General features: G+C 57.0%; 17 protein-coding genes and 1 tRNA gene. 15 read left to right on the top strand and 3 right to left on the bottom strand.

Going from position 1 to position 24,705, the window contains the following annotated elements; genetic code table 11:
* The first annotated feature begins 11 nt into the window (after positions 1-11).
* The 8 genes from nuoI (at position 12) to ACIPF8_RS00765 (ending at position 7,995) form a co-directional block, all read left to right on the top strand.
* The gene (nuoI, locus tag ACIPF8_RS00730; protein ID WP_061533769.1) at positions 12-500 is read left to right on the top strand and encodes an NADH-quinone oxidoreductase subunit NuoI; all 489 of its coding nucleotides are present in this window, start codon (positions 12-14) and stop codon (positions 498-500) included.
* A 145-nt stretch (positions 501-645) separates the two neighbouring features.
* Positions 646-1,302 carry an NADH-quinone oxidoreductase subunit J gene (locus ACIPF8_RS00735; protein WP_400416517.1) on the top strand — a complete coding sequence of 219 codons (657 nt, stop codon included), beginning with the start codon at positions 646-648 and terminating at the stop codon, positions 1,300-1,302.
* Between the two features lie 12 nt (positions 1,303-1,314).
* Positions 1,315-1,623: an NADH-quinone oxidoreductase subunit NuoK gene (nuoK, locus tag ACIPF8_RS00740; protein ID WP_061533767.1), complete on the top strand. Its 309-nt coding sequence runs from the start codon at positions 1,315-1,317 to the stop codon at positions 1,621-1,623.
* Between the two features lie 111 nt (positions 1,624-1,734).
* Entirely contained in the window at positions 1,735-3,837 is a 2,103-nt protein-coding gene (gene nuoL / locus ACIPF8_RS00745; protein WP_400416518.1) for an NADH-quinone oxidoreductase subunit L, read from the top strand.
* A gap of 41 nt (positions 3,838-3,878) precedes the next feature.
* On the top strand, positions 3,879-5,369 hold the full coding sequence (locus tag ACIPF8_RS00750; RefSeq protein WP_400416519.1) for an NADH-quinone oxidoreductase subunit M: 1,491 nt from the start codon (positions 3,879-3,881) through the stop codon (positions 5,367-5,369).
* 118 nt (positions 5,370-5,487) lie between these two features.
* Positions 5,488-6,993 (top strand): NADH-quinone oxidoreductase subunit NuoN, encoded by a 1,506-nt coding sequence (nuoN, locus tag ACIPF8_RS00755; RefSeq protein WP_400416521.1) that lies wholly within the window; start codon positions 5,488-5,490, stop codon positions 6,991-6,993.
* A gap of 4 nt (positions 6,994-6,997) precedes the next feature.
* Positions 6,998-7,312, top strand: coding sequence for a DUF2818 family protein (locus ACIPF8_RS00760; protein ID WP_400416522.1), 315 nt, complete (start codon positions 6,998-7,000; stop codon positions 7,310-7,312).
* A 122-nt stretch (positions 7,313-7,434) separates the two neighbouring features.
* Complete coding sequence (locus ACIPF8_RS00765) at positions 7,435-7,995, top strand: NUDIX domain-containing protein (protein ID WP_400416523.1); 561 nt, start codon at positions 7,435-7,437, stop codon at positions 7,993-7,995.
* Positions 7,996-8,184: 189 nt separating this feature from the next.
* Here the strand turns inward: ACIPF8_RS00765 and ACIPF8_RS00770 are convergent, their stop codons facing one another.
* Entirely contained in the window at positions 8,185-9,876 is a 1,692-nt protein-coding gene (locus ACIPF8_RS00770; RefSeq protein WP_400416524.1) for an electron transfer flavoprotein-ubiquinone oxidoreductase, read from the bottom strand.
* Positions 9,877-10,057: 181 nt separating this feature from the next.
* Here ACIPF8_RS00770 and ACIPF8_RS00775 point away from each other — a divergent pair, with 181 nt between their 5' ends.
* A complete protein-coding gene (locus tag ACIPF8_RS00775) occupies positions 10,058-10,477 on the top strand; it encodes an acyl-CoA thioesterase (protein WP_400416526.1) in 420 nt (139 codons plus the stop codon).
* A 7-nt stretch (positions 10,478-10,484) separates the two neighbouring features.
* Here ACIPF8_RS00775 and ACIPF8_RS00780 read toward each other — a convergent pair whose 3' ends face one another.
* Positions 10,485-11,054, bottom strand: coding sequence for a LuxR C-terminal-related transcriptional regulator (locus ACIPF8_RS00780; RefSeq protein WP_400417001.1), 570 nt, complete (start codon positions 11,052-11,054; stop codon positions 10,485-10,487).
* A 182-nt stretch (positions 11,055-11,236) separates the two neighbouring features.
* Between ACIPF8_RS00780 and ACIPF8_RS00785 the strand changes: the two genes are divergently transcribed.
* From ACIPF8_RS00785 to ACIPF8_RS00810, 6 genes are all read left to right on the top strand, one after another.
* Positions 11,237-11,935: a CoA transferase subunit A gene (locus tag ACIPF8_RS00785; RefSeq protein ID WP_400416527.1), complete on the top strand. Its 699-nt coding sequence runs from the start codon at positions 11,237-11,239 to the stop codon at positions 11,933-11,935.
* Positions 11,936-11,955: 20 nt separating this feature from the next.
* Positions 11,956-12,609: a 3-oxoacid CoA-transferase subunit B gene (locus tag ACIPF8_RS00790; RefSeq protein ID WP_400416528.1), complete on the top strand. Its 654-nt coding sequence runs from the start codon at positions 11,956-11,958 to the stop codon at positions 12,607-12,609.
* Between the two features lie 257 nt (positions 12,610-12,866).
* Positions 12,867-13,733, top strand: a complete 867-nt coding sequence (locus ACIPF8_RS00795) for an alpha/beta fold hydrolase (protein ID WP_400416529.1) — start codon at positions 12,867-12,869, stop codon at positions 13,731-13,733.
* 40 nt (positions 13,734-13,773) lie between these two features.
* Positions 13,774-14,124 (top strand): RidA family protein, encoded by a 351-nt coding sequence (locus ACIPF8_RS00800; protein ID WP_400416530.1) that lies wholly within the window; start codon positions 13,774-13,776, stop codon positions 14,122-14,124.
* An 18-nt stretch (positions 14,125-14,142) separates the two neighbouring features.
* A complete protein-coding gene (locus ACIPF8_RS00805) occupies positions 14,143-16,410 on the top strand; it encodes a RelA/SpoT family protein (protein WP_400416531.1) in 2,268 nt (755 codons plus the stop codon).
* A 101-nt stretch (positions 16,411-16,511) separates the two neighbouring features.
* Positions 16,512-16,586 (top strand) — tRNA-Val (locus ACIPF8_RS00810).
* Positions 16,587-17,031: 445 nt separating this feature from the next.
* On the opposite strand, the gene ACIPF8_RS00815 is transcribed toward ACIPF8_RS00810, so the two are convergent.
* Positions 17,032-24,222, bottom strand: coding sequence for an ESPR-type extended signal peptide-containing protein (locus tag ACIPF8_RS00815; protein ID WP_400416532.1), 7,191 nt, complete (start codon positions 24,220-24,222; stop codon positions 17,032-17,034).
* Positions 24,223-24,705 lie beyond the last annotated feature (483 nt).

The raw sequence follows: 24,705 nt of genomic DNA on the forward strand, positions 1-24,705 counted from the left end.
GTTTATAGCAAATGGAAGCGATCAAGGATTTTTTCGGTAGCTTAATGCTGCTGGAGCTGCTAAAGGGACTGCGGTTGACTGGCCGCTACCTGTTCGCACGCAAGATTACGGTGCTGTTCCCGGAAGAGAAGACGCCGCAGTCGCCGCGTTTCCGTGGCCTGCATGCGTTGCGTCGCTACCCGAACGGGGAAGAGCGCTGCATCGCCTGCAAATTGTGCGAAGCAGTGTGCCCGGCAATGGCGATCACGATCGAGTCAGACCAGCGTGCAGACGGTTCGCGCCGTACCACTCGCTACGATATCGATCTGACCAAATGTATTTTCTGCGGTTTCTGCGAAGAGTCTTGCCCGGTCGATTCGATCGTCGAGACCCACATCCTGGAATACCACGGTGAAAAACGGGGCGATCTGTACTACACCAAGGAAATGCTGTTGGCGGTAGGTGATCGTTACGAACCAGAGATTGCTGCGGCACGTGCTGCGGATGCTGCATATCGCTAATTCAGCAACAACGATTGCGGGAAGCTTGCATAGCTATGAAAGACTCTCGCAATTTAACCGTTTTATCTGATTAGTTGGAAACAGAGTAATTCGCCGCGTTGCGGCGACTCTCAAAGTCTGTTTCGCAAATTGTTTATAGGCCATTATGGAATTTAAGACATTCTTGTTCTACGCGTTTTCGGTGGTGCTGGTGATCGCCGCCTTGCGCGTAATCACCGCACGCAATCCAGTGCATTCCGCGCTGTTCCTGGTATTGTCGTTCTTCTCCGCGGCCGGCATCTGGATGCTGCTCAAGGCCGAATTCCTGTCGATCGTTCTGGTGCTGGTCTACGTCGGCGCCGTCATGGTGCTGTTCCTGTTCGTGGTGATGATGCTGGACATTAATCTCGACAAGATGCGAGAGGGCTTCTGGGGGTATTTCCCGCTGGCGGCAACGGTCGGCACCATTATCGTGGTCGAAATGGCTGCAGTCATTTTTCACGGTTTCCAAGGTACGGATGCGGATGTGCCGGCTATATCGGCCAACATCGGCAACACCAAGGAACTGGGTAAGCTGATCTACACCGAATACGTTTACGCGTTTGAAATCGCAGCGGTTATCCTGCTGGTGGCAATTGTCGCTGCTGTCGCGCTGACACTGCGCCGCCGCAAGGACAGCAAGTATTTCTCGCCTTCCGCTGCAGTCAAGGTCAAGAGCACCGACCGGATTCGCGTGGTCAAGATGAAGTCGGAGGCCAAGGTAGAGCCGGTGGCGCCAGTGAATCCTGCCAACCCGGCCGCACCAGCGGCTCCACAAAAATAACAAGGACGCAATATGGTACTTTCGCTCGCTCACTACCTGATTCTCGGTGCGATCCTGTTTGCGATCGGGATCGTCGGTATATTCCTGAACCGCAAGAACCTCATCGTATTGCTGATGGCAATCGAATTGATGCTGTTGGCCGTGAATATGAACTTCATCGCCTTTTCGTATTACCTGGGCGATGCAGCGGGGCAGATCTTCGTTTTCTTTATCCTTACTGTAGCGGCTGCCGAATCGGCGATTGGCCTGGCCATCCTGGTGGCGTTGTTCCGTAACCTGGACACCATCAACGTCGAAGATCTGGACAGCCTGAAGGGCTGACGATGTTTGTTTCCGCAGGCTCTGGCAGGCGGAAACGAGCAGGCAAAGAATGAGTAAACAGCGCGCAGACAACGCGCAGACAACAAACAACGAATAAAGATAAGGTTCATCATGGCGGGGCAACTTAACCCACAACTACTTCTTGCCGTACCGTTGGCGCCACTGGCTGGCGCTGCGATTGCGGGCTTATTCGGTACCAAGTTCTTCGGCAACCTGATCGGTCGCAAGACTTCGCATACGGTCACCATCCTTGGTGTGCTGATTGCGCTGATCATTTCGGTACAGACTTTGCTGCAGGTGATCGATGGGGCCACGTTCAATGGCACCTTGTATACCTGGATGACGGTCGGCGGCATCAAGCTGGAGATCGGTTTCCTGGTCGACAGCCTGACTGCGATGATGATGTGCGTGGTGACATTCGTGTCATTGATGGTGCACATCTACACCATCGGCTACATGAAGGACGACGAGGGTTATAACCGCTTCTTCGCCTATATCTCGCTGTTCACGTTCTCGATGCTGATGCTGGTCATGAGCAACAACTTCCTGCAGCTGTTCTTCGGTTGGGAAGCAGTGGGCCTGGTGTCGTATCTGCTGATCGGTTTCTGGTACACCCGTCCGACCGCGATTTTCGCGAACATGAAAGCCTTCCTGGTCAACCGTGTCGGCGACTTTGGTTTCATCCTCGGTATCGGCCTGCTGCTGGCTTACTCGGGTTCGATGAACTACACCGAAGTCTTCGCGCAAAAGGGCATGCTGGCGACCTTGACCTTGCCTGGCAGCGACTGGATGCTGTTGACCGTGGCCTGTATCTGCCTGTTCATCGGCGCCATGGGTAAGTCGGCGCAGTTCCCGTTGCACGTCTGGCTGCCTGATTCGATGGAAGGCCCAACGCCGATTTCCGCACTGATCCACGCGGCGACCATGGTGACTGCCGGCATTTTCATGGTGACCCGCATGTCGCCATTGTTCGAACTGTCCGATACCGCGTTGTCGTTCATCCTGATCATCGGTTCGATTACTGCACTGTTCATGGGTTTCCTCGGCGTCATCCAGACTGACATCAAGCGCGTGGTCGCTTACTCGACCCTGTCGCAGCTCGGTTACATGACTGTCGCGCTGGGTGCTTCGGCCTACTCGGTAGCAGTGTTCCACCTGATGACCCACGCGTTCTTCAAGGCCTTGCTGTTCCTTGGCGCCGGTTCGGTGATCATGGGTCTGCATCACGATCAAGACATGCGTAACATGGGCGGCCTGCGCAAGTACATGCCGATTACCTGGATCACTTCGCTGATCGGTTCGCTGGCGTTGATCGGCACACCGTTCTTCTCCGGTTTCTATTCGAAGGACAGCATCATCGAAGCGGCCCACGCATCGACGCTGTTCGGCTCCGGCTTTGCGTATTTCGCAGTGCTGGCCAGCGTTTTCGTGACTGCTTTCTATTCGTTCCGCATGTATTTCATGGTGTTCCATGGCGAAGAACGTTTCGGCAAGGCGCATGACGGCCACGATGCGCACGCACACGCTGCCAACGATGCGCATGCTGCACATGACGCGCACGGTGCCCATGACGATCATCATGACGACGAAGAAGATGAGCATGAGCATCATGGCCTGGCTCCTGGCCAGAAGCCGCATGAGTCGCCTTGGGTGGTGACTGTGCCATTGATCCTGCTGGCGATTCCTTCTGCCATCATCGGTTTCCTGGCGATCGAACCTATGCTGTTCGGCAGCTTCTTCAAGGACGTGATTTTCGTCAACGAAGCGCATCATGCGATGGAAGAACTGCGTAACGATTTCCATGGCCCGATCGGCATGGTTGCTCACGCATTCAGCTCTGCGCCGCTGTGGCTGGCGATAGCCGGTGTGGCATCGGCTTACTACTGCTATATGGTCAATCCGCGCTTGCCTGCGGCCATCAAGCAGAAAGCTGGCCCGATCTTCACCTTGCTCGACAATAAATACTATATGGACAAGTTCAACGACGTGGTGTTTGCAGGCGGTGCCCGCTTGCTGGGCCGCGGTTTGTGGAACGCCGGCGACCGTGGTTTGATCGATGGTCTGATAGTCAACGGCAGCGCCAAGGCCGTCAACTGGTTCTCGAAGATTACCCGTCTCTGGCAGTCCGGATATATCTATCACTATGCGTTCGTGATGATTATCGGGGTGCTGGGTTTCCTGGTTTGGTTCATGCCGTTCCCGTTTGCCAAGTAAGCTGGCGAAGCAAACTCAGTAAAGTAGATCGATAATAAAATATGATGCAGTCAACTTTTCCTCTTCTAAGCCTCGCGATCTGGTGTCCGGTCGCGTTCGGTATCCTCGTCCTGGCAGTGGGTCGCGACGACAATCCTACTTTGGTGCGCTGGCTGTCGCTGCTGGGTGCAGCGGTCAGCTTCGTGGTGACCTTGCCGATCGTGCGGCAGTTCGACAACGGTTTCCATGGCATGCAGTTCGTCGAGAAGGCGGCCTGGATCGATCGCTTCAACATCAATTACCACCTCGGTATCGATGGCCTGTCGCTGTGGTTCGTGCCACTGACGGCATTCATCACCGTGCTGGTGGTGGTCGCGGCCTGGCAGGTGATCGAGAAGAAGGTTGCGCAATACATGGGCGCCTTCCTGATCCTCTCGGGTCTGATGATCGGCGTGTTCTGCGCACTGGACGGCATGCTGTTCTATGTATTCTTTGAAGCGACGCTGATCCCGATGTTCATCATCGTCGGTGTCTGGGGTGGCGCCAACCGCGTGTATGCAGCGATCAAGTTCTTCCTGTACACGCTGATGGGTTCGCTGCTGATGCTGGTTGCCTTGCTGTACCTGTACTTCCAGTCGGGCGGTAGCTTCGACATCCTGACATGGCATGAACTGCCGTTGGGCATGACTGCACAGATCCTGATTTTCCTGGCGTTCCTGATGGCGTTTGCGGTCAAGGTGCCAATGTGGCCAGTGCATACCTGGTTGCCGGATGCTCACGTGGAAGCGCCTACTGGTGGTTCCGTGGTGCTGGCGGCGATCATGTTGAAGCTGGGCGGCTACGGCTTCCTGCGTTTCTCGCTTCCGATTACGCCTGATGCGAGCCATTACCTGGCCGGTTTCATCATCACTTTGTCGCTGATCGCCGTGATCTATATCGGCCTGGTGGCGCTGGTGCAGAACGACATGAAGAAGCTGATTGCTTATTCGTCGATTGCCCACATGGGTTTCGTGACCCTCGGTTTCTTCATTTTCAACGATATCGGCCTGCAGGGCGGCATCGTGCAAATGATCTCGCACGGCTTTGTGTCCGGCGCGATGTTCCTGTGTATCGGCGTGCTGTATGACCGCATGCATACTCGTCAGATCGCCGAATACGGCGGTGTGGTCAACGTCATGCCACGTTTCGCTGCGTTGTTCGTGTTGTTCTCGCTGGCCAACTCGGGCCTGCCAGGAACTTCCGGCTTCGTTGGTGAATTCATGGTGATCCTGGGTGCAGTCAAGTTCAATTTCTGGATTGGCCTGTTGGCGGCAACCGCCTTGATCCTGGGTGCGGCTTATTCGCTGTGGCTGGTCAAGCGCGTGGTGTTCGGCAAGATCACGAATCATCATGTGAAAGAAATGCTGGACCTGAACAAGCGTGAATTCGTCATGTTGGGCGTGTTGGCGATTGCCGTGATTGCGATGGGTGTGTACCCGGCGCCATTCACCGACGCGATGCAAGTTTCGGTGGCCGACCTGCTCAAGCATGTCGCCATCACAAAATTGAATTGATGAATTGCGGAACTGATAGATTGCGGGACAGAGTTTAAGAGCCGCCGTAGCGTGGCAAATGACTCTCTCCCCAACTAACTAGATAGAAGTGCAGTGCACAAAAATAAGCGGCAAATAAATGAATAACATGAACCTGATCCCTGTTTATCCGGAAATCTTTCTGCTGATTGCGACGTCCGCAGTCCTGCTGATCGATATGTTCGTTTCGGATGCCAAGCGTTACATCACCTATTACCTGACGCTTGCCGTACTGGCGGTGTGTTTCGTATTGACGCTCGGCGCTTTCCAAAGCGGGGAGACGGTCTATACCTTCCACAACATGTTTGTCTCCGATCCGCTGAGCAGCCTGTTGAAGATGGTTTCCTATGTCGCCGTGGCGATGACCCTGGTGTATTCGCGCCGCTATATTGAAGAGCGTGGCATGGTGAGCGGCCATCTCGGCGGTGAGTTCTATCCATTGGCGCTGTTCACCCTGCTGGGCCAGATGGTGATGATCTCCGGCAGCAATTTCCTCAGCATCTACCTTGGCCTGGAATTGATGTCCTTGTCCCTGTATGCATTGGTGGCGCTGCGTCGCGACAACACCTCGGCGACTGAAGCTGCGATGAAGTATTTCGTGCTGGGTGCGATGGCCTCCGGTTTCCTGTTGTACGGTATGTCGATGCTGTACGGCGCTACCGGCTCGCTCGACCTGATCGAAGTCACCCGCGCTGCGGCTTCCGGCAATGTCAACCAGATGGTGCTGGTGTTCGGCGTCGTGTTCGTGGTCGCTGGCCTGGCGTTCAAATTGGGCGCAGTGCCGTTCCATATGTGGGTGCCTGACGTTTATCAAGGCGCGCCGACTGCCGTCACACTGTTGCTGGGCGCCGCACCGAAGCTGGCCGCATTTGCAATTTGCTTCCGCTTGTTGGTCCAGGGATTGTTGCCGCTGGCGTTCGATTGGCAGCAGATGCTGACAGTGCTGGCTGTGCTGTCGATGGCGATCGGTAATATCACCGCGATTGCCCAGACGAATATCAAGCGCATGCTGGCCTATTCGACGATTTCGCACATGGGCTTCATGTTGCTCGGTTTGTTGGCTGGCGTGGTCAACGGCAATCTGTTCTCTGCCGCCAACGCCTATAGCTCGGCGCTGTTCTATGCAATCACCTATGTGATGACAACGCTGGGCACGTTCGGCGTGATCATGCTGTTGGCGCGCTCCGGCTTCGAAGCGGAAAGCATGGATGATTTCAAGGGCCTGAACCAACGTAGCCCATGGTTTGCTGCCGTGATGCTGGTGTTGATGCTGTCGCTGGCCGGTATCCCGCCGTTCATGGGTTTCTACGCCAAATTGTCAGTGCTGCAAGCAGTGCTGGGTAGCGGCCAGGTCTGGCTGGCTGTTGTGGCTGTGCTGTTCTCGCTGATCGGCGCTTTCTACTATCTGCGCGTCATCAAGCTGATGTATTTCGATGAGCCGCAGGATAGCTCGAAGATCGTCGCGCATGCCGATGTTCGTGTATTGCTGAGCTTGAACGGGCTGGCAGTTCTGGTACTCGGTCTGTGGCCAGGCTTGCTGATGGATGCGACCACCACCGCGATCGTACGCACACTGACTGCTTTCCTCGGCAGAGTGGTATCGTAACGTTGTGAACGTTTCCCTTTCCAGCCTGTTTGTCATCCTGTTGGCGCTGATTGCCGCCAACCTGCCATTCTTTAATGAGCGGGTGTTTGCATTGGTTCCACTCAAGTCGGGCGCCCAGGCTGCAATCAAGCCGGTCTGGGTACGTCTGCTGGAACTGTTGGCGCTGTATGCGCTGGTTGGCCTGTTTGCTCATCTGCTCGAGGCCAATATCGGAAACACGTTCGCCCAAGGCTGGGAATTTTATGCGGTAACCGGGTGCATGTTCCTGGTCCTGGCATATCCCGGTTATGTATTACGCTATTTGAAGAAACACCGCTGAACAGCGGGCATTTGTTTTAATCCGCGCGGGATCGGCATCCTTGCGCGGACGCTTGAAAACCTCCCGCATCGATCCTCCCTTATCCCTCACATAGCCTCACACTCACCCCTCGGAGCGCTCGCATGGACAGTCATCTGAAAGAAACCCGGATTACCAGCAGCCTGGCCTACGATGGTCACTTCCTGAAGGTGCAGCGCGATGCTGTACGACTGCCGGATGGCAAGGAAACCAGCCGTGAATACATCAAGCATCCGGGTGCGGTAGTTATCCTGCCGTTGTTTGAAGATGGTACGGTGCTGCTGGAGCGGCAATATCGTTACCCGTTGGAGCGCGTGTTTATCGAATATCCGGCCGGTAAAATCGACGCCGGGGAAGATCATCTCAGCTGCGCCAAGCGTGAGCTGCACGAAGAAACCGGCTACACCGCCAGTGAATGGCAGCACGTCTGCACGATTCACAATGCGATTGCCTATTCCGACGAGCACCTGGAACTGTACCTGGCGCGCGGCCTGGTCGCCGGCGAGCGCAAGCTTGACGATGGCGAGTTCCTCGACGTGTTCCGGGCGCCGCTGACCGATATGCTGGAGTGGGTGAGGGAAGGCAAGGTGACCGACGTCAAGACGGTTATCGGCACCTTCTGGCTGGAAAAGATCGTGTCCGGGAACTGGCAGTTACCTGAATAATCCTGTCGACAGGATTTCTATTGCCGCAAAAAAAGCCCACGCTGCGTTAATCGCAGCGTGGGCTTTTTTGTCGTAGGGTGGGCAAGAAGTTTTGCCCACGTGTTGTCTGAGTATGTTGTCCGGGTAAGCGGAATACGTAACCCGGCGTTCACGCGTGGGCACGGGGTGCCCACCCTACGGTGTGGTCTCTTACATATTTGGATAGTTCGGCCCGCCGCCGCCTTCCGGTGTCACCCACACGATGTTCTGCGTCGGATCCTTGATGTCGCAGGTCTTGCAATGCACGCAGTTCTGCGCATTGATCTGCAGGCGCTCGGTCTTGTCTTCGTTGGTGACGAATTCGTAGACGCCGGCAGGGCAGTAGCGCGCTTCCGGGCCGGCATAATCGCGCAGATTGACGTTGACCGGGACGTTCGGATCCTTGAGGGTCAGGTGGATCGGCTGGTCTTCGGCATGGTTGGTGTTGGAGATGAACACCGATGAGAGGCGGTCGAAGGTCAGCTTGCCATCCGGCTTCGGATACTTGATCGGCGTGTAGTTGGCAGCCGGCTTCAGGCACTCGTGATCAGCGTGCGTGTGACGCAGGGTCCAAGGCGCCTTGCCGCCGAATACCACCTGGTCGATGCCAACCATCAGTGTGCCGACGTACAAGCCCTTGCTCATCCACGGCTTGAAGTTGCGCGCCTTGTGCAATTCTTCATGCAACCAGGATTGCTCGAAGGCGGTGCTGTAGGCAGTCAGTTCGTCGAACTGGCGGTTGTTACCCAGCGCTTCAAAGGCGGCATTGGCGGCCAGCATGCCGGTCTTGATGGCGGCGTGGCTGCCTTTGATGCGGCTGGCGTTGAGGAAGCCGGCGTCGCAGCCGATCAGGGCGCCGCCCGGGAAGGTCAGCTTGGGCAGCGATTGCAGGCCGCCGGCGGTGATCGCGCGGGCGCCGTAGGAAATGCGCTTGCCGCCCTGGAAGAACTTGCTGATTTCCGGATGGGTCTTGTAGCGCTGGAATTCCTCGTAGGGCGACAAGTAGGGGTTTTCGTAAGCCAGTCCAACTACGTAGCCGACCGCGACCTGGTTGTTTTCCAGGTGATACAGGAAGGAGCCGCCATAGGTCTGGGTATCCAGCGGCCAGCCGGCGGTATGCACCACCAGGCCCGGCTGATGCAGCTTGGGATCGATTTCCCACAATTCCTTGATGCCGATGGCGTAGGTTTGCGGGTCTTTGCCTTTGTTCAAGTCAAATTTCGCCATCAACTGCTTGCCCAGGTGGCCGCGTGCGCCTTCGGCAAAGAAGGTGTATTTGGCGTGCAGCTCCATACCGAGCTGGAAGGCGTCGGTAGGTTGGCCGTGACGATCCACACCCATGTTGCCGGTGGCGACACCCTTGACCGAGCCATCCTCGTTGTACAGCACTTCGGCAGCCGGGAAGCCGGGGAAAATTTCCACGCCCAGCAGTTCCGCCTGCTGGCCGAGCCAGCGTACGACATTGGCCAGCGAAATGACATAGTTGCCATGGTTCTGGAAGCAGGCCGGCAACAACCAGTTAGGTGTCTTGTAGGCTTTTTTCTCGCTCAGGAACAGGAAGCGGTCTTCGCTGACTTCGGTTGTCAGCGGTGCGCCCAGTTCTTTCCAGTTTGGCAGCAGTTCGGTCAGTGCCTGCGGGTCCATCACCGCGCCGGACAGGATGTGGGCGCCGATTTCGCTGCCTTTTTCCAGCACACACACCGAAACTTCGCTGCCTTTTTCGGCGGCTTGCTGCTTCAGGCGGATCGCCGCTGCCAGGCCTGCTGGCCCGCCACCGACCACCACCACATCATATTCCATCGCCTCTCTTGGGCCGTATTGCTCAAGAAGACTTTGCTGGTTCTGCCCTGGGGTTGGAGTCATTGTCTCTTTACCTATAATTAATTTTTCGAACGGATGTGCTAATTGTCAGGGATTTTGCTGCAGAATGCTAGGCTTCCTGGGCGGTTAGTGTTGTTCCTCGCATGTCGGATAGGGTGCCGAATCGGACTTCCTTGTGGCCGCCTGAAGGCAGATCACTGCAATATTCATGAAAGTTGAAATAATGGAAACCAGAAAACACGTTCACACTACCAAGATCGCCATGCGCTGGGGCGACATGGATGCGCTTGGTCACGTCAACAACACGATTTATTTCCGTTATATGGAGCAGGCGCGCATCGAATGGCTGCAACAGATCGGCAGCGACTTCGACTCCCGCCACGGGCCGGTACTGGTCAATGCGCAGTGCAGTTTCTTGCGTCAATTGAAATATCCCTGCGATGTTGAAGTCAAATCCTATATCGGCGCCATCGGTCGCTCCAGCTTTGAGGCAAGCTACGAAATTCGCCGTGCCGACATGCCGGATGTGGTGTTCGCCGAAGGCGCAGCAAAAATCGTCTGGGTCGATTTTGACCTGGAAAAATCGATGCCTTTGCCGGACGATTTGCGTCAACTGCTAACCAATCCGCCCATCCCGGTCTGAACGTTCGTTAAATCCGCTCGGCCTGCGTAATCCCCAGCAAGCGGTGCACCAGCTCGCTGGACGTGGATGCGGCAAATTTCTTCATCAGATTGGCGCGGTGCATTTCCACCGTGCGCGGGCTGAGGCCGATCTGCTTGCCGATCAGTTTGCTGGTTTTCCCTTCCACCAGCAGCGCAGCGATTTCCCGCTCACGTGGCGACAGTTCGGCTGATGCCTTGCGCTTTTCGCTCAGGTCTTCAAAGGTCCAGATGCCGGCGGCGTGAGTGTCTTCCGGAACCAGTGCATGGCCGGTGACGTGGCACCAGAACAATTCGCCGTTGGCGCGGCGCATGATCCTTTCGTCGGAATACATGCCCTTGGCGTTCATGATCGGCACGATGCGGGCGCCGGTGCGCTCGAACTCGTCCTGGGTCGGGTACAGCACCTGGAAAGACTGACCATTCAATTCTGTCGGCTGGTAGCCGAACATGCGCGTCAATGCCAGGTTGCATACCTGCATGACGCGGCGTTCGGAGACGCACATGCCAATCGGCGCGTGGGCAAAAATGGTTTGGTAGTTGATCAAGGAATTAGGCAATGGCACTGGGCGATTCAATCTTGCTTCGGTATCTGGTGAGTCGGCATGTCCGGCAGGCGCGCTGCAGGCTTGGTTGATGTTCGTATTTTTACGGTATTGTTAGATATATCTCTTCGTCATATGCTAACAGACGGCTTTCAAAGCAATAATAATCTGAGTTTACACAAACAGGAGGCATTGGTATGAACAAAGTTTATCCTGACGCGGCAAGCGCGTTGGCTGGCATCGTCAAGGACGGCCAGACCATCGCGGTCGGCGGTTTTGGACTGTGCGGCATCCCGGAGGCGCTGATCCTGGCGCTGCGCAACTCGGGGGTACAGAACCTGACTGCGATTTCGAACAATGCGGGCGTTGACGGCTTCGGCCTCGGACAGTTGTTGTCAACCCGTCAAATCAAGAAAATGATCGCCTCCTACGTAGGCGAGAACAAGGAATTCGAGCGTCAGTACCTGGCCGGCGAGCTGGAACTGGAATTCACGCCACAGGGCACGCTGGCGGAAAAGCTGCGCGCCGGCGGCGCTGGCATTCCAGCTTTCTTCACCAAGACCGGTGTCGGCACGTTGGTTGCTGAAGGCAAGGAAATTCGTGAATTCGATGGCGTCAAGTATGTGATGGAGCGCTCGCTCGTGGCCGATGTGTCGCTGGTCAAGGCCTACAAGGCCGATCGCAGCGGCAACCTGGTGTTCAACAAGACTGCCCGCAACTTCAATCCGAATGTGGCGATGGCCGGCAAGATCACTGTGGTGGAGGTCGAGCATCTGGTCGAAGTCGGCGAGATCGATCCGGACCAGGTGCATACGCCTGGCATCTTCGTGCACCGCATCGTGGTCAATGCGACACCGGAAAAGCGGATCGAACAGCGCACTGTTCGTACGGCATAACACAGGATACGGAGAACGACATGGCATGGACTCGTGATGAAATGGCCGCGCGGGCGGCAAAGGAATTGCAGGATGGTTTTTACGTCAACCTCGGTATCGGCTTGCCGACCCTGGTGGCGAACCATGTACCGAAGGAAATTGAGGTCTGGCTGCAATCGGAAAACGGCTTGCTGGGCATCGGCCCGTTTCCGACCGATGACGCAGTGGACCCGGATCTGATCAACGCCGGCAAGCAGACCGTCACGTCGCTGCCGGGATCGTCGTATTTCAGCTCGGCCGATTCGTTCGCGATGATCCGCGGCGGCAAGATCAACATCGCCATCCTCGGCGCGATGCAGGTCTCCAAAAATGGCGACCTGGCCAACTGGATGATTCCCGGCAAGATGGTCAAGGGCATGGGCGGCGCGATGGATCTGGTGGCTGGTGTCGGCAGGGTTGTGGTGCTGATGGAGCATGTGGCCAAGGCCAAGGATGGTTCCACCTCGCACAAGATCCTCGATGCCTGCAGCCTGCCGCTGACCGGCGTTGGCGTGGTCAACCGGATCATTACCGACCTCGGTGTACTGGACGTCACGCCACAAGGTTTGAAAGTGGTTGAGCTGGCGCCAGGCGTCAGCCAGCAGGACATCATCGAGCAAACCGGTGCACCGTTGGATGTGAGCGCATTGCACTGATGCATTGAGATTGCCATAAGCAGGCAAGAGGCGAGGCCCGGCGCATGATTGCGCCGGGCTTTTTTTTCGTCTGCTGGAACGCGGCGGGTACGGCACGGTCCGAGGTTTTGCATCGATTCTGTCGCCGGATAGTGCAAGGTAGGCGGCATATGCGATAAGATGTTGCATATACGCAAAGCAAAACGCGACAGTTTCTTCGTTGCCGTTGATTGCAGCATTCACCAAGCCTCTGCGCAGCAGGACGAAATAGGACTCTCATGACCATACCTACGCACAAAACTGTTCAGTGTATTTCGCCCGCCGGTTTGCATAAAATGGCATACCAGGAGTGGGGCGATCCTCACAATCCCAATGTCTTGTTGTGCATACATGGCGTGACCCGCGTCTCGGACGATTTTGACCAGCTGGCGCGCGCCTTGTGCGACACCTACCGGGTGGTGTGCCCGGATGTGGTGGGCCGCGGCCGTTCCGACTGGCTGCGCGATCCGCAGTATTACGTTGTGCCCCAGTATTTGAGCGACATGGTGACCTTGCTGGCGCGCCTGAACGCGGAGACAGTGGATCTGGTCGGCACCTCGATGGGCGGCCTGATCGGCATGGCGCTGGCGTCGTTGCCGGAAAATCCGGTGCGCAAGCTGGTGTTGAACGATGTCGGTCCGAAACTGGACCTGGAAGCCATGGCGCGCATCGGCGAATATATCGGCGCCGACATGCGCTTCAATACTTTCGATGAAGCGGCTGCCTATATCCGCGCGATCTCGGCATCCTTCGGCGAACACACCGACGCCGAGTGGCACAAGCTGGCTGCAGACGTGCTGCGCCAGGACCAGGACGGTAAATGGATACGTCACTACGACCTGAAGTTGTCGGTGCCGTTCACGATGACCACCGGCGAGGCGTTCAAGGCGTCGGAAGCGTTGCTGTGGGCCGCGTATAACGCGATCAAATGTCCTACCTTGCTGCTGCGTGGCGCCCACTCCGATTTGTTGTCGCCTGAAGTGGCGCAAATCATGACGCAAACCGGCCCCAAGGCCAAGCTGGTTGAACTGCCTGGCGCCGGCCATGCGCCGACCTTGCTGCATATCGACCAGATCGAAGTTGTCAGCGATTTCCTGGTCGGCTGATTCATTACTGCATAAATTTAATTCAAGAGGAGATATAGCCATGACAATCCAACGCTTGCATGTCGGGAAAAGACTGTCGGAAGCCGCCATTCATAACGGCACCGTCTATCTGGCTGGCCAATTGGCCGAAGACACCACCCAGAATATCGAAGGGCAGACGCGCGAAACCCTGGGCCATATCGACCGCCTGCTGGCCGAAGCCGGCAGCGACAAGCACCACATCCTGTCGTGCCAGATCTATCTGGCCGACGTCAAGGATTTCGATGGCATGAATGCCGTGTGGGACGAGTGGGTTGCGGCCGGCAATTCGCCGCCGCGGGCGACCGTCGAGGCGAAACTGGCGCGCTCCGAAATCCTGATCGAAATCGTTGTGGTCGCCGCACAAAAATAAAGAAGACGCAGATATCGCATGGTTTCGCTCACTGCAACACAACGCGCTACGCAGACCCAGCTCTGCACCGCCGGCCTGAGCGCCGAGGATAGCGCGCGCGTACTGGATGCATTGGCGTTCGTCGAGCCGCTGTATGCCGACAACGTCATCACTACCGGCCAGAGTACGCTCGATTTTTCGCAGGGCGTGACCAGCATACTGGCGCTGCTCAATACCGATGTCGAAACCCGCATCGCCGCGCTGTTGTTTGAGTTGCCGCTGATTGACGCCAGCTATTCCGACGCCATCGAACAACGCTTCGGCAAGGAAATCTCGGATCTGGTCGGCGGCATCCGGCAACTGATGCGATTGCACGGTTTTACCTTCGGTTTACCGCAGGAAGTCATGCGCGGCAAGAACGCTGCGCAACAAGCCGCCAGCCAGGTCGAGACCTTGCGCAAGATGCTGCTGGCGATGGCTACCGATATGCGTGTGGTGCTGGTGCGGCTGGCGTCGCGGGTGACTGCATTGCGCTATTTTGCCGAAAACAAGATGGAGAATCCGCGCACCAGCCAGTACGCGCGCGAGACGCTCGATCTGTATGCGCCGCTGGCCAATCGGCTTGGGATTTGGCAGTTGAAGTGGGAACTGGAAGACTTGTCGTTCCGCTTTATCGATCCGGTTGCCTACAAGCGCATCGCCAAGATGCTGGAAGAGCGGCGCATCGAGCGCGAGAGTTTTGTCGACGCCGCCATCACACGCTTGCGCAGCGAGCTGGCGGCAGCCGGCATCAAGGCTGAAGTCTCGGGTCGGCCCAAGCACATCTTCAGCATCTGGAACAAGATGAAGGGCAAGGAAATCGATTTTTCCGAGCTGTATGACGTCCGTGCATTCCGCGTGATTGTCGACGACGTCAAGACTTGCTACACGGTGCTCGGCATCGTTCACAACATCTGGGTGCCGATCCCCAAAGAATTCGACGACTATATTTCACGCCCGAAGCAGAACGGTTACCAGTCGCTGCACACGGTGGTGCTGGCGGATGACGAGCGGGCGCTGGAAGTGCAGATCCGCACTAACGAAATGCATCATTTCGCCGAGTACGGCGTGGCGGCGCACTGGCGCTACAAGGAAGCCGGCGGCTCCAATTTCTCGGCGCAGAAGTACGACGAGAAGATCGCCTGGCTGCGACAACTGCTGGCCTGGAAAAGCGAAGTGGTCGATGCGGTGGTCGAACATGAGGATAGCCGTCGCGAGTGGCTGGAAAAACTCAAGCAGGCCACGCTCAACGATCATATCTATGTGCTGACGCCGCAGGCGCGCGTGATTGAATTGCCGAGCGGAGCGACGCCCATCGATTTCGCCTATTACTTGCACACCGATGTTGGCCATCGCTGCCGTGGCGCCCGTGTCGACGGCACGATGGTGCCGCTGAATACACCGTTGAAGAATGGCCAGACGGTGGAAATCATTACCGCCAAGAATTCGCCCGCCGGCGCCGGTCCGTCGCGTGACTGGCTGACGCCGGGCTATGCCGCCAGCGCGCGCACACGCTCCAAGGTGCGGGCCTGGTTCAATGCCATCGAACAGCAAGAAACCCTGGTCACCGGCCGCAGCCTGCTGGACAAGACGCTGCAGCGCGAAGGCAAGACCGCGGTCAACCTGGAAGAACTGGCGCGCAAGCTGGAATTCGCCAAGCTGGAAGACCTGTTGCTGGCACTGGGCAAGGATGAATTCAGCTTGCGCCATGTTGAACAGGCGCTGCATGACGATCCCGGCCTGAAATCGATCGAGCACGACAGCGAGATGGAAGAGGCTGCGATCACCCGCAAGAGCCGTGCTTCCAGCGTGGTTCGTGGCGGCAAGTCGGGGGTGTTGGTGGTCGGCACCGACGGCTTGATGACGCAACTGGCCAAGTGCTGCAAGCCGGCGCCGCCGGACCCGATCGTCGGTTTCATCACGCGCGGCAAGGGCGTCTCGATTCATCGGGAAAACTGCAAGAATTTCGCTGAAATGTGCGACAAGGCGCCGGAGCGCGTGATCCTCACAACCTGGGGCGCGCAGGAGGCCGAAACCGTTTATCCGGTGGATATTTTCGTTCTCGCCAGCGACCGCCAAGGCTTGTTGCGCGATATTTCTGAAGTATTTTTGCGTGAAAAGATCAACGTCATCGGCGTCAGCACCCAAAGCGCCAAAGGGCATGCGCGGATGGCATTCACCGCTGAAATCGCTTCCACTGCCCAGCTGCAAAAGGCGTTGACAGTGATCCGCGAGGTCAAAGGTGTGTTGGATGCGAAGCGTCAATAGGCCGAAATGCGTTTGGATCGTGCTTCAAACCACAGTGTTTCAGGATATGCAGGCGGCCGCTTTATTTACCAGAAATTTTGTGTAATAATAGCGGCCTCTCCGGGAGGTTAGCTCAGGGGTAGAGCGATCGCCTCACACGCGATAGGTCACAAGTTCGAAACTTGTACTTCCCACCAATTCAAAGTTCCAAAGTCAATATCCATGCGGGTCTCAGCCGAAAACGGGAAACTCGTTTTTGCGTTTCGGGATAATTCGGATATAAACGGCTTCAAGTCGCCGCCTGTGATCCTTGTCCAGGCCTGCACCAATCCAATTCCCATCAGTCCGCATGACCATCACCTAGTTGCTGTGTTTCGCACTGGTTACTTGATCCTATTGTGAATTTATTTTGATGCTAAATTTGCATCTATTTTGCCATTCCATTGATGGAATCGGTTGACGCCAGCAGCGTCGCGATACGAATTTCATGTAGAAAGAGCGAGCATTTGCTCGCTCTTTCTACATGAAACGTGTGCTTGCATTTATAGGAAATCAAACAAGGAGCCGGTCTGCCGCTTGTGACAGCAGACCGGGTTCTCTCGCCCGGCGCCCACATTCGTGGTGCGCCGAATACAACTCCCTCTAGTTGCCAAACACCACGCCGACACCGGCGCGGATAATGGTGCTGTTGTTACCGGCACTGGATACGCCGGCGTTCAGGTTGATGTTGCCGCGTTGATTCCAGCGCGACACGGTGACGCCCAGCGCCGTATTGCCGCGATAGGTTGCGATACCCGCATTCAACGACGTCTTGCCCGGGAGATAAGGCGTAACGTTGTTCAACGCTGCCGATGCTGCAATCCCGCGGCTCGCCGCCTTGTCGACTTCGTTCAACGCATTGGTCACCTGGTTGAAGCGCTGGTCGGTATAGTCGTTGGCGCTTTGCAGGGTTTGCGCTGCGCTGTTGTTGACCATGTTATTCATCTGGCCGACATTGACTGCATCCGTGCTGGCGACACCTTCGGCAACGTTGACGATTGCCCGTTCGTTGCCGGCAGAGCCGACCGATACGGTATTGTCTTGAGTCGCAACCGAATTGGCGCCGATCGCTACCGAGTTGTTGCCGGTTGCCTGGGCATTCTCACCGACAGCCGCGCTGGACGTACCAGGCGTTGCTACTGCAGGAATGCTCTTGTCGCCGGCAGAAACGAAGTGCGGATCAGATTGACCGCCGCCACCGCTGGTGTTTTCCAGGTTGGTCACGCGATTGTCAATATTGGTGATCTGACCCTGCAGGTTGTCACGCAGGGCTGCAATCTGACCACCATTGACCGCCTGCATGCTGCCGGCAGCGATATTGCCATTGGCGACATTGTTCAGCACAGTGCCACTGGCGCCGGCAAAAGTGACTGAGCTGTTGCCGGAGCCGGCGTCATACACGACTGCGTTGAGCGTATTGCCGCTGCCGTCGACCAGACCGGTATCCTTCAATTGCTTGAGGTTGACCGCATCGGTGTCTTGCGTGCCGGCTGCCAGACCACTGATCTGACGGCCGCCGACTTCAACCACGTTGTCGCGAGTAGCGACCGAACCGGCGCCGAGGGCGACCGAATTATTGCCGGTTGCCGAGGCGTTGGCGCCCATCGCCACCGAGTTGGTGCCGGTAGTAACATTCGCATCGTCGCTGCCATCGCCTGCACCGTCCGCCTTGAAGTAACGCGTGGCGCCGTTCAATTGACCGACATTGACTGCATCGTTGTCTGCCACGCCATTGCCCACATTGTGGATCACTGTCGTGCCGCCGGTGCCGTTGCCGAGGTTGATGTCAGTCTTGTTGCCGTCGGTGTAGGTCACCGCCAGGGCGCCCAGGTCGCCAACTTGGTCGGCAACGCTCTTCAGCTGCGAGACATTCACTGCATCGTTATTTTCAACACCGTCTGCCACGTTGACGATCTGGCGTTCCGCTCCCGCCGCGCCAACCGAGACGGTATTCGCGCGATCGGCAACGGAGCCGGAGCCCAGCGCGACTGAGTTTGTTGCAGCGGCGGTGGTAGTTGCATTGTGCCCCAACGCCATGGATTCATCGGCTACCGAATTTGCCGAAGCGCCCACCGCGACCGAGTAGCTCCCGCTTGCCGATGCATCATCTTTGTCGTCACCCATGCCGTCAGCCTTGAAGTAACGGGTTGCGTGCTTCAAATCGCTATTGACGGTGCTGAGTCCTGTCGACAGCGAGCTGACGTTACTGTTGGTGGAGCTCAGGCCGGTCGACAACGAGCCAACATCGCCAGTGATGGTGCTCAGCCCTGTCGACAATGAACTGACGTTGCTATTGGTCGAGCTCAAGCCGGTGGACAGCGAATCGACGTTGCTGTTGGTCGAGCTCAAGCCAGTCGAGAGCGAGTCAACATTGCTGGTAACGGTGCTCAGGCCGGTAGAAGTCGAAGTGGACAGAGATTCGATGTTGCTGTTGGTCGAGCTCAGACCGGTCGACAGCGAGTCGACATTGCTGGTGACGGTGCTCAGACCAGTAGAAGTTGAAGTCGACAACGAATCTACATTGCTGGTAACAGTGCTCAGACCAGTGGAGGTCGAAGTGGACAGCGATTCGACGTTGCTATTAGTCGAGCTCAGGCCAGTCGACAACGAATCCACGTTGCTGGTGACAGTGCTCAGGCCAGTAGAAGTCGAAGTGGACAACGATTCGACGTTGCTGTTAGTCGAGCTCAAGCCAGTCGAGAGCGAGTCAACATTGCTGGTAACAGTGCTCAGGCCAGTAGAAGTCGAAGTGGACAACGAATCGACGTTGCTGTTAGTCGAGCTCAGGCCGGTCGAGAGCGAATCAACATTGCTGGTGACGGTGCTCAGGCCAGTAGAAGTCGAGGTGGACAACGAATCAACGTTGCTGTTAGTCGAGCTGAGGCCAGTCGACAACGAATCCACATTGCTGGTAACAGTGCTCAGGCCAGTGGAGGTCGAAGTGGACAGCGAAGTGACGTTGCTATTGGTCGAGCTCAGACCGGTCGAGAGCGAGTCGACATTGCTGGTAACGGTGCTCAGGCCGGTAGAGGTCGATGTAGACAACGATTCGACGTTGCTGTTGGTCGAGCTCAAGCCGGTCGAGAGCGAGTCAACGTTGCTGGTAACAGTGCTCAAACCTGTAGAAGTCGAGGTGGACAGCGAATCGACGTTGCTGTTGGTCGAGCTCAAGCCTGTCGACAACGAATCAACATTGCTTGTGACGGTGCTCAGGCCAGTAGAGGTCGAAGTGGACAGCGAATCGACGTTGCTGTTAGTCGAGCTCAGGCCTGTCGACAACGAATCCACATTGCTTGTGACGGTGCTCAGGCCAGTAGAGGTCGAAGTGGACAGCGAATCGACGTTGCTATTGGTCGAGCTCAGGCCGGTCGAGAGCGAGTCAACATTGCTGGTGACGGTGCTCAGGCCGGTAGAAGTCGAAGTGGACAGCGAATCAACGTTGCTGTTAGTCGAGCTCAAGCCGGTCGACAGCGAGTCAACATTGCTGGTGACGGTGCTCAGGCCGGTAGAAGTCGAGGTGGACAACGAATCGACATTGCTGTTGGTCGAGCTCAGGCCGGTCGACAACGAATCGACGTTGCTGTTGGTCGAGCTCAGACCAGTCGACAGCGAGTCGACATTGCTGGTGACGGTGCTCAGGCCAGTAGAAGTCGAAGTGGACAGCGAATCAACGTTGCTATTGGTCGAGCTCAAGCCTGTCGAGAGCGAGTCAACATTGCTGGTGACGGTGCTCAGGCCAGTAGAGGTCGAAGTGGACAGCGAATCAACGTTGCTATTGGTCGAGCTCAAGCCTGTCGAGAGCGAGTCAACATTACTGGTAACAGTGCTCAGTCCAGTAGAAGTCGAAGTGGACAGCGAATCAACGTTGCTATTGGTCGAGCTCAAGCCTGTCGAGAGCGAGTCAACATTGCTGGTGACAGTGCTCAGGCCGGTAGAAGTCGACGTGGACAGCGAATCAACGTTGCTGTTGGTCGAGCTCAAGCCGGTCGACAGCGAGTCAACATTGCTGGTGACGGTGCTCAGGCCGGTAGAAGTCGAGGTGGACAACGAATCAACGTTGCTGTTGGTCGAGCTCAGGCCGGTCGACAACGAGTCGACATTGCTGGTGACGGTGCTCAGGCCGGTAGAAGTCGAAGTGGACAGCGAATCAACGTTGCTGTTAGTCGAGCTCAGGCCAGTCGACAACGAGTCAACATTGCTGGTGACAGTGCTCAGGCCGGTAGAAGTCGAAGTGGACAGCGAATCAACGTTGCTGTTAGTCGAGCTCAGGCCAGTCGACAGCGAGTCAACATTGCTGGTGACGGTGCTCAGGCCGGTAGAAGTCGAGGTGGACAACGAATCAACATTGCTGTTGGTCGAGCTCAGACCAGTCGACAGCGAGTCAACGTTGCTGGCAACAGTGCTCAAACCTGTAGAAGTCGAAGTGGACAGCGAATCAACGTTGCTATTGGTCGAGCTCAAGCCAGTCGACAACGAATCAACATTGCTGGTGACGGTGCTCAGACCAGTAGAGGTCGAAGTGGACAGCGAATCGACATTGCTGTTGGTCGAGCTCAGGCCAGTCGACAACGAATCGACGTTGCTGTTAGTAGAGCTCAAGCCAGTCGAGAGCGAATCAACATTGCTTGTGACAGTGCTCAGGCCAGTAGAAGTTGAAGTGGACAGCGAATCGACATTGCTGTTAGTCGAGCTCAGGCCAGTAGAAGTCGAAGTCGACAGCGAATTAAGTTGGTACATCGCCACGGCATCGTTATCTTCAGTGCCTCCTGCGACATTAACGATCTGGCGCGTAGCGCCGCCGATTGCGCCCCCCGCGCCTACCGAGACGACGTTGTCACGGCTGGCAATCGAGTTAGTGCCCAAGGCGACCGAATTGTCGCCTGTTGCATTTGCATTGTTGCCAATGGCAATCGTGTTGCTGGTAAGGGTGGCGCCGCTACCGCTTGTACCGGCGCGGGCGCCAAAGCCGATGGCGATGCCTCGATCGCTGCTGGCGTTGGCGGAATTGCCGATTGCGACGCTTTGTGAGCCGGTAGCAACGGCGCTTGCACCGGCGGCAACGCTGCGGTAACCGGAGGCGACAGCGTCATCGGAGCCGTTGTTTGCGCCATCCGCCTTGAAGTAGCGCGTGGCGTCGGTCAGATTGCTGGAGACGGTGCTGAGGCCGGTCGACAGCGAGCCAACATTGCTGTTGGTCGAGCTTAAGCCTGACGAAAGCGAGTTAACACCGCTGGTGACAGTGCTCAGACCGGTGGAAGTCGAGGTCGACAACGAGTTAACGTTGCTGTTGGTCGAGCTCAAGCCAGACGACAGCGAATTAACACCGCTGGTGACAGTGCTCAGACCGGTGGAAGTCGAGGTCGACAACGAGTTAACGTTGCTGTTGGTCGAGCTCAAGCCAGTCGACAGCGAATTAACACCGCTGGTGACAGTGCTCAGACCTGTGGAAGTTGAAGTCGACAACGAGTTAACGTTGCTGTTGGTCGAGCTCAGACCGGTCGAAGTCGACGTCGACAACGAGCTGATCCCGGTCGACAGGCTGCCGACACCGGTGCTCAATTGCGCAACCGTGACCGCATCTGATGCTGCCGAACCGTCGGCCAGGTTGGTCATGCGACGTTTCACGGTAGCGGAGCCGATCGATACTTCGGATGTCGGCGCTGCGGAGCCGGTCAGGTAGCCGACGCCGGTCGGCGCTGCGGCGCCGGTGGCCGAGCCGTTACCCAAAGCCACTGAATTGGCGTAAGTGGCGTTGGCGCCAGCGCCGATTGCCACGGCATTGGTGGCGGAAGCGATCGACGAAGAGCCGAGTGCAACGCCATACGCGCCTGCTGACGTAGCGGTGTTACCCATCGCGAGAGAATTGGCGCCTGTGGCGTTGGAACGGATACCGACTGCGACGGCGGTATTGCCATAGGCGGTGGTCTGATAACCAAGGGCTACCGCGCCGTTGCCTGAAGCCGTTGAGGTACCGATAGATACACCATAACTGCCGCTAGCGACACCGGTGCTTAGCACACTTGCTACCGCATTGTTGCCAATTGCGACCGAGCCGCCGTTGTATGCCTTGGCATTGCTGCCGAGCGCCGTGCCGGCCATCTGTGCACTATCGGCTCCACTTTGCGCCAGTGCGTTGTTACCGATGGCGATGGCGCCGCGGGCATTATCACCACCTGAGCCGCCGGCCCAGTTGGCTTGCGCGCCGGTACCGATAGCGATGGTGTTTTGGCCGTTGGCCACAGCGGATCGGCCTGCGGCAATCGCACCCGGGCGAGCCGCCGTTGGCAGGTCGCTACTGTCACCAGCACCGGTTGCGACGAAATAGGCATTGGCGCTGACGCCGGCAACTGCGGTGCTCAACTGCGCCAGGTTCACGGCGTCGGTGCCGGTGGTGCCAGCCGCGACATTGGTGATTTGACGTTCATGGCCTGCATCGCCGACCGATACCACGTTGCTACGGCCGCCATCGGTCGAATTGGCGCCAATCGCCACGGAATGGGAACCTGTGGTTACTGCTGCGTCAGCATCGCCGGCCACGCCATCGGCTTTGAAAAAGCGCGTTGCGGTGCTCAGGTTACCGCCGATTGTGCTCAAGCTTGTTGAGGTCGCAGTCGACAGAGACGATACGCTACTGTTAGTTGTGCTCAGGCCGGTCGACAGCGATGCAATGCCGGTCGAAGCTGAAGTTGACAGCGAGGTCACGTTGCTGTTGGTTGTGCTCAAGCCAGTGGATGTGGAGGTCGACAGCGATGTCACGCTGCTGCGGACGGTGCTCAAGCCGGTTGAGGTCGAGGTCGACAACGAAGTCACGTTGCTGTTGGTTGTGCTCAGGCCGGTTGAGGTCGAGGTCGACAAGGAGTTCAACTGGCTAACGTTGACCGCATCGGTGAGCGCGGTACCGGCAGACATGTTGGTCATCTGACGTTGGTTGCCAGCAGTGCCTACCGAGACGCTGTTGGCGCGATCAGCCACACTGCCTTGGCCGAGAGCGATACTGTTGGTGCCGGCCGCCGTGACGCTGGCGCCGCTGCCAACGGCGACGCCATTGGCGACAGCTGCTGCGGCATTGCTACCTATGGCGAGGCTGTTGTTGCCGGTGGCGTTGGCGCCGAAACCCATGCCGATGGCATTGGCGCCATTCGTGACAACGCTGGAGCCGAACGCCAGTGCGCCCGCCGCATTGGCCCTTGAGCCCCAACCGATAGCGAAGGCGTCGGACGCGTTCGCTTGCGAGCCGCTACCGATAGCGATCGCACGTTGATTGGTTGCCTGAGCGTTGGTGCCGATTGCGGTGGCGTCAGTGGCTGTTGCCAGAGAGCTTTGTCCAATCGCGGTGGCATGGCCACCACTGGCGTTCGCATAGGCACCAAGGGCCTGGGAATATTCACCGGCTGTCGCATAATTGCCGATTGCCACGCTTGCGGTCCCGGTTGTGGTGGTGTTTTGACCGACAATCACGCTGTTTTGGTAAGTCGTATTGGCGCCATTGCCGATGACCGTGGAGCAGGCCACAGGCTGGCCACTGACGCCGGAGCAAGCCGTTGTGGGACCGGATGCGCCATCGCCGACGACGGTGTTGGCCGCGTTACCCTGGACGGCGCCAGTGCCGGCCACATACGCTTCAGCGCGGCGCGGCAAGACTGATGCGGTGGTCGCAGCGGCAACCGCCAGCACTACCGCGAGCGATTTAACTGCGTTCGAAGTCTTGCTCTTGGTGCGGCCTTTGGCTGTTTCAGCGACGGCAGTCCAGGTGCCGGTGACCTGATTAAATACTACGCGATAGATTTTGTTCATGGATGCTCCCAACTTAAGAGGATTTGTACTGGGATGAACTTTATCTATCGCGCCTCCTTTCAAATATAGGAATTGTCCGAAAATTCTCGGAAACTCTGACCTTTTCCTTAAAAAAACAACAGACAAATCTGATGTGGTCGAATCTTATTCTTGCTTGCAATATTCCTTAATCGCAATCTTCTGTCGGGTTTTTCTGACGCGTCAGTCGGAAACGAAAATGCGCTGCTGCCAAGCGGACGCTGGGGGAAAGGCCGATCGCGTTGCGGGCGGTAGCCGACTCATTGGCGTTTCGCCTCGACGCAGTGGGCTGTGCATGAGCCGATTCCACCTGCATTGTTTTCCTGTAGCAATTCCTTACACATTAGCGCGGAACCACGTAAACCTTTCCCGATGCGGGCCGTTGATGTCACAGGCGCGCTAATTCGCCATGCATCTGCCAAGCCAAGTGTTCTGTTTTTTTGTATTTTTCGACCATACAGCCAG

Origin of the sequence: Collimonas sp. NPDC087041 (assembly GCF_044745265.1) — a bacterium.
GTDB lineage: Bacteria > Pseudomonadota > Gammaproteobacteria > Burkholderiales > Burkholderiaceae_D > Collimonas.

Excerpts from the sequence above, each read along its gene's own strand:
- nuoI (WP_061533769.1), top strand. The coding sequence starts at position 12 with ATGGAAGCGATCAAGGATTTTTTCGGTAGCTTAATGCTGCTGGAGCTG.
- ACIPF8_RS00735 (WP_400416517.1), top strand. The coding sequence starts at position 646 with ATGGAATTTAAGACATTCTTGTTCTACGCGTTTTCGGTGGTGCTGGTG.
- nuoK (WP_061533767.1), top strand. The coding sequence starts at position 1,315 with ATGGTACTTTCGCTCGCTCACTACCTGATTCTCGGTGCGATCCTGTTT.
- nuoL (WP_400416518.1), top strand. The coding sequence starts at position 1,735 with ATGGCGGGGCAACTTAACCCACAACTACTTCTTGCCGTACCGTTGGCG.
- ACIPF8_RS00750 (WP_400416519.1), top strand. The coding sequence starts at position 3,879 with ATGATGCAGTCAACTTTTCCTCTTCTAAGCCTCGCGATCTGGTGTCCG.
- nuoN (WP_400416521.1), top strand. The coding sequence starts at position 5,488 with ATGAATAACATGAACCTGATCCCTGTTTATCCGGAAATCTTTCTGCTG.
- ACIPF8_RS00765 (WP_400416523.1), top strand. The coding sequence starts at position 7,435 with ATGGACAGTCATCTGAAAGAAACCCGGATTACCAGCAGCCTGGCCTAC.
- ACIPF8_RS00770 (WP_400416524.1), bottom strand. The coding sequence starts at position 9,876 with ATGACTCCAACCCCAGGGCAGAACCAGCAAAGTCTTCTTGAGCAATAC.
- ACIPF8_RS00775 (WP_400416526.1), top strand. The coding sequence starts at position 10,058 with ATGGAAACCAGAAAACACGTTCACACTACCAAGATCGCCATGCGCTGG.
- ACIPF8_RS00785 (WP_400416527.1), top strand. The coding sequence starts at position 11,237 with ATGAACAAAGTTTATCCTGACGCGGCAAGCGCGTTGGCTGGCATCGTC.
- ACIPF8_RS00790 (WP_400416528.1), top strand. The coding sequence starts at position 11,956 with ATGGCATGGACTCGTGATGAAATGGCCGCGCGGGCGGCAAAGGAATTG.
- ACIPF8_RS00795 (WP_400416529.1), top strand. The coding sequence starts at position 12,867 with ATGACCATACCTACGCACAAAACTGTTCAGTGTATTTCGCCCGCCGGT.
- ACIPF8_RS00800 (WP_400416530.1), top strand. The coding sequence starts at position 13,774 with ATGACAATCCAACGCTTGCATGTCGGGAAAAGACTGTCGGAAGCCGCC.
- ACIPF8_RS00805 (WP_400416531.1), top strand. The coding sequence starts at position 14,143 with ATGGTTTCGCTCACTGCAACACAACGCGCTACGCAGACCCAGCTCTGC.
- ACIPF8_RS00815 (WP_400416532.1), bottom strand. The coding sequence starts at position 24,222 with ATGAACAAAATCTATCGCGTAGTATTTAATCAGGTCACCGGCACCTGG.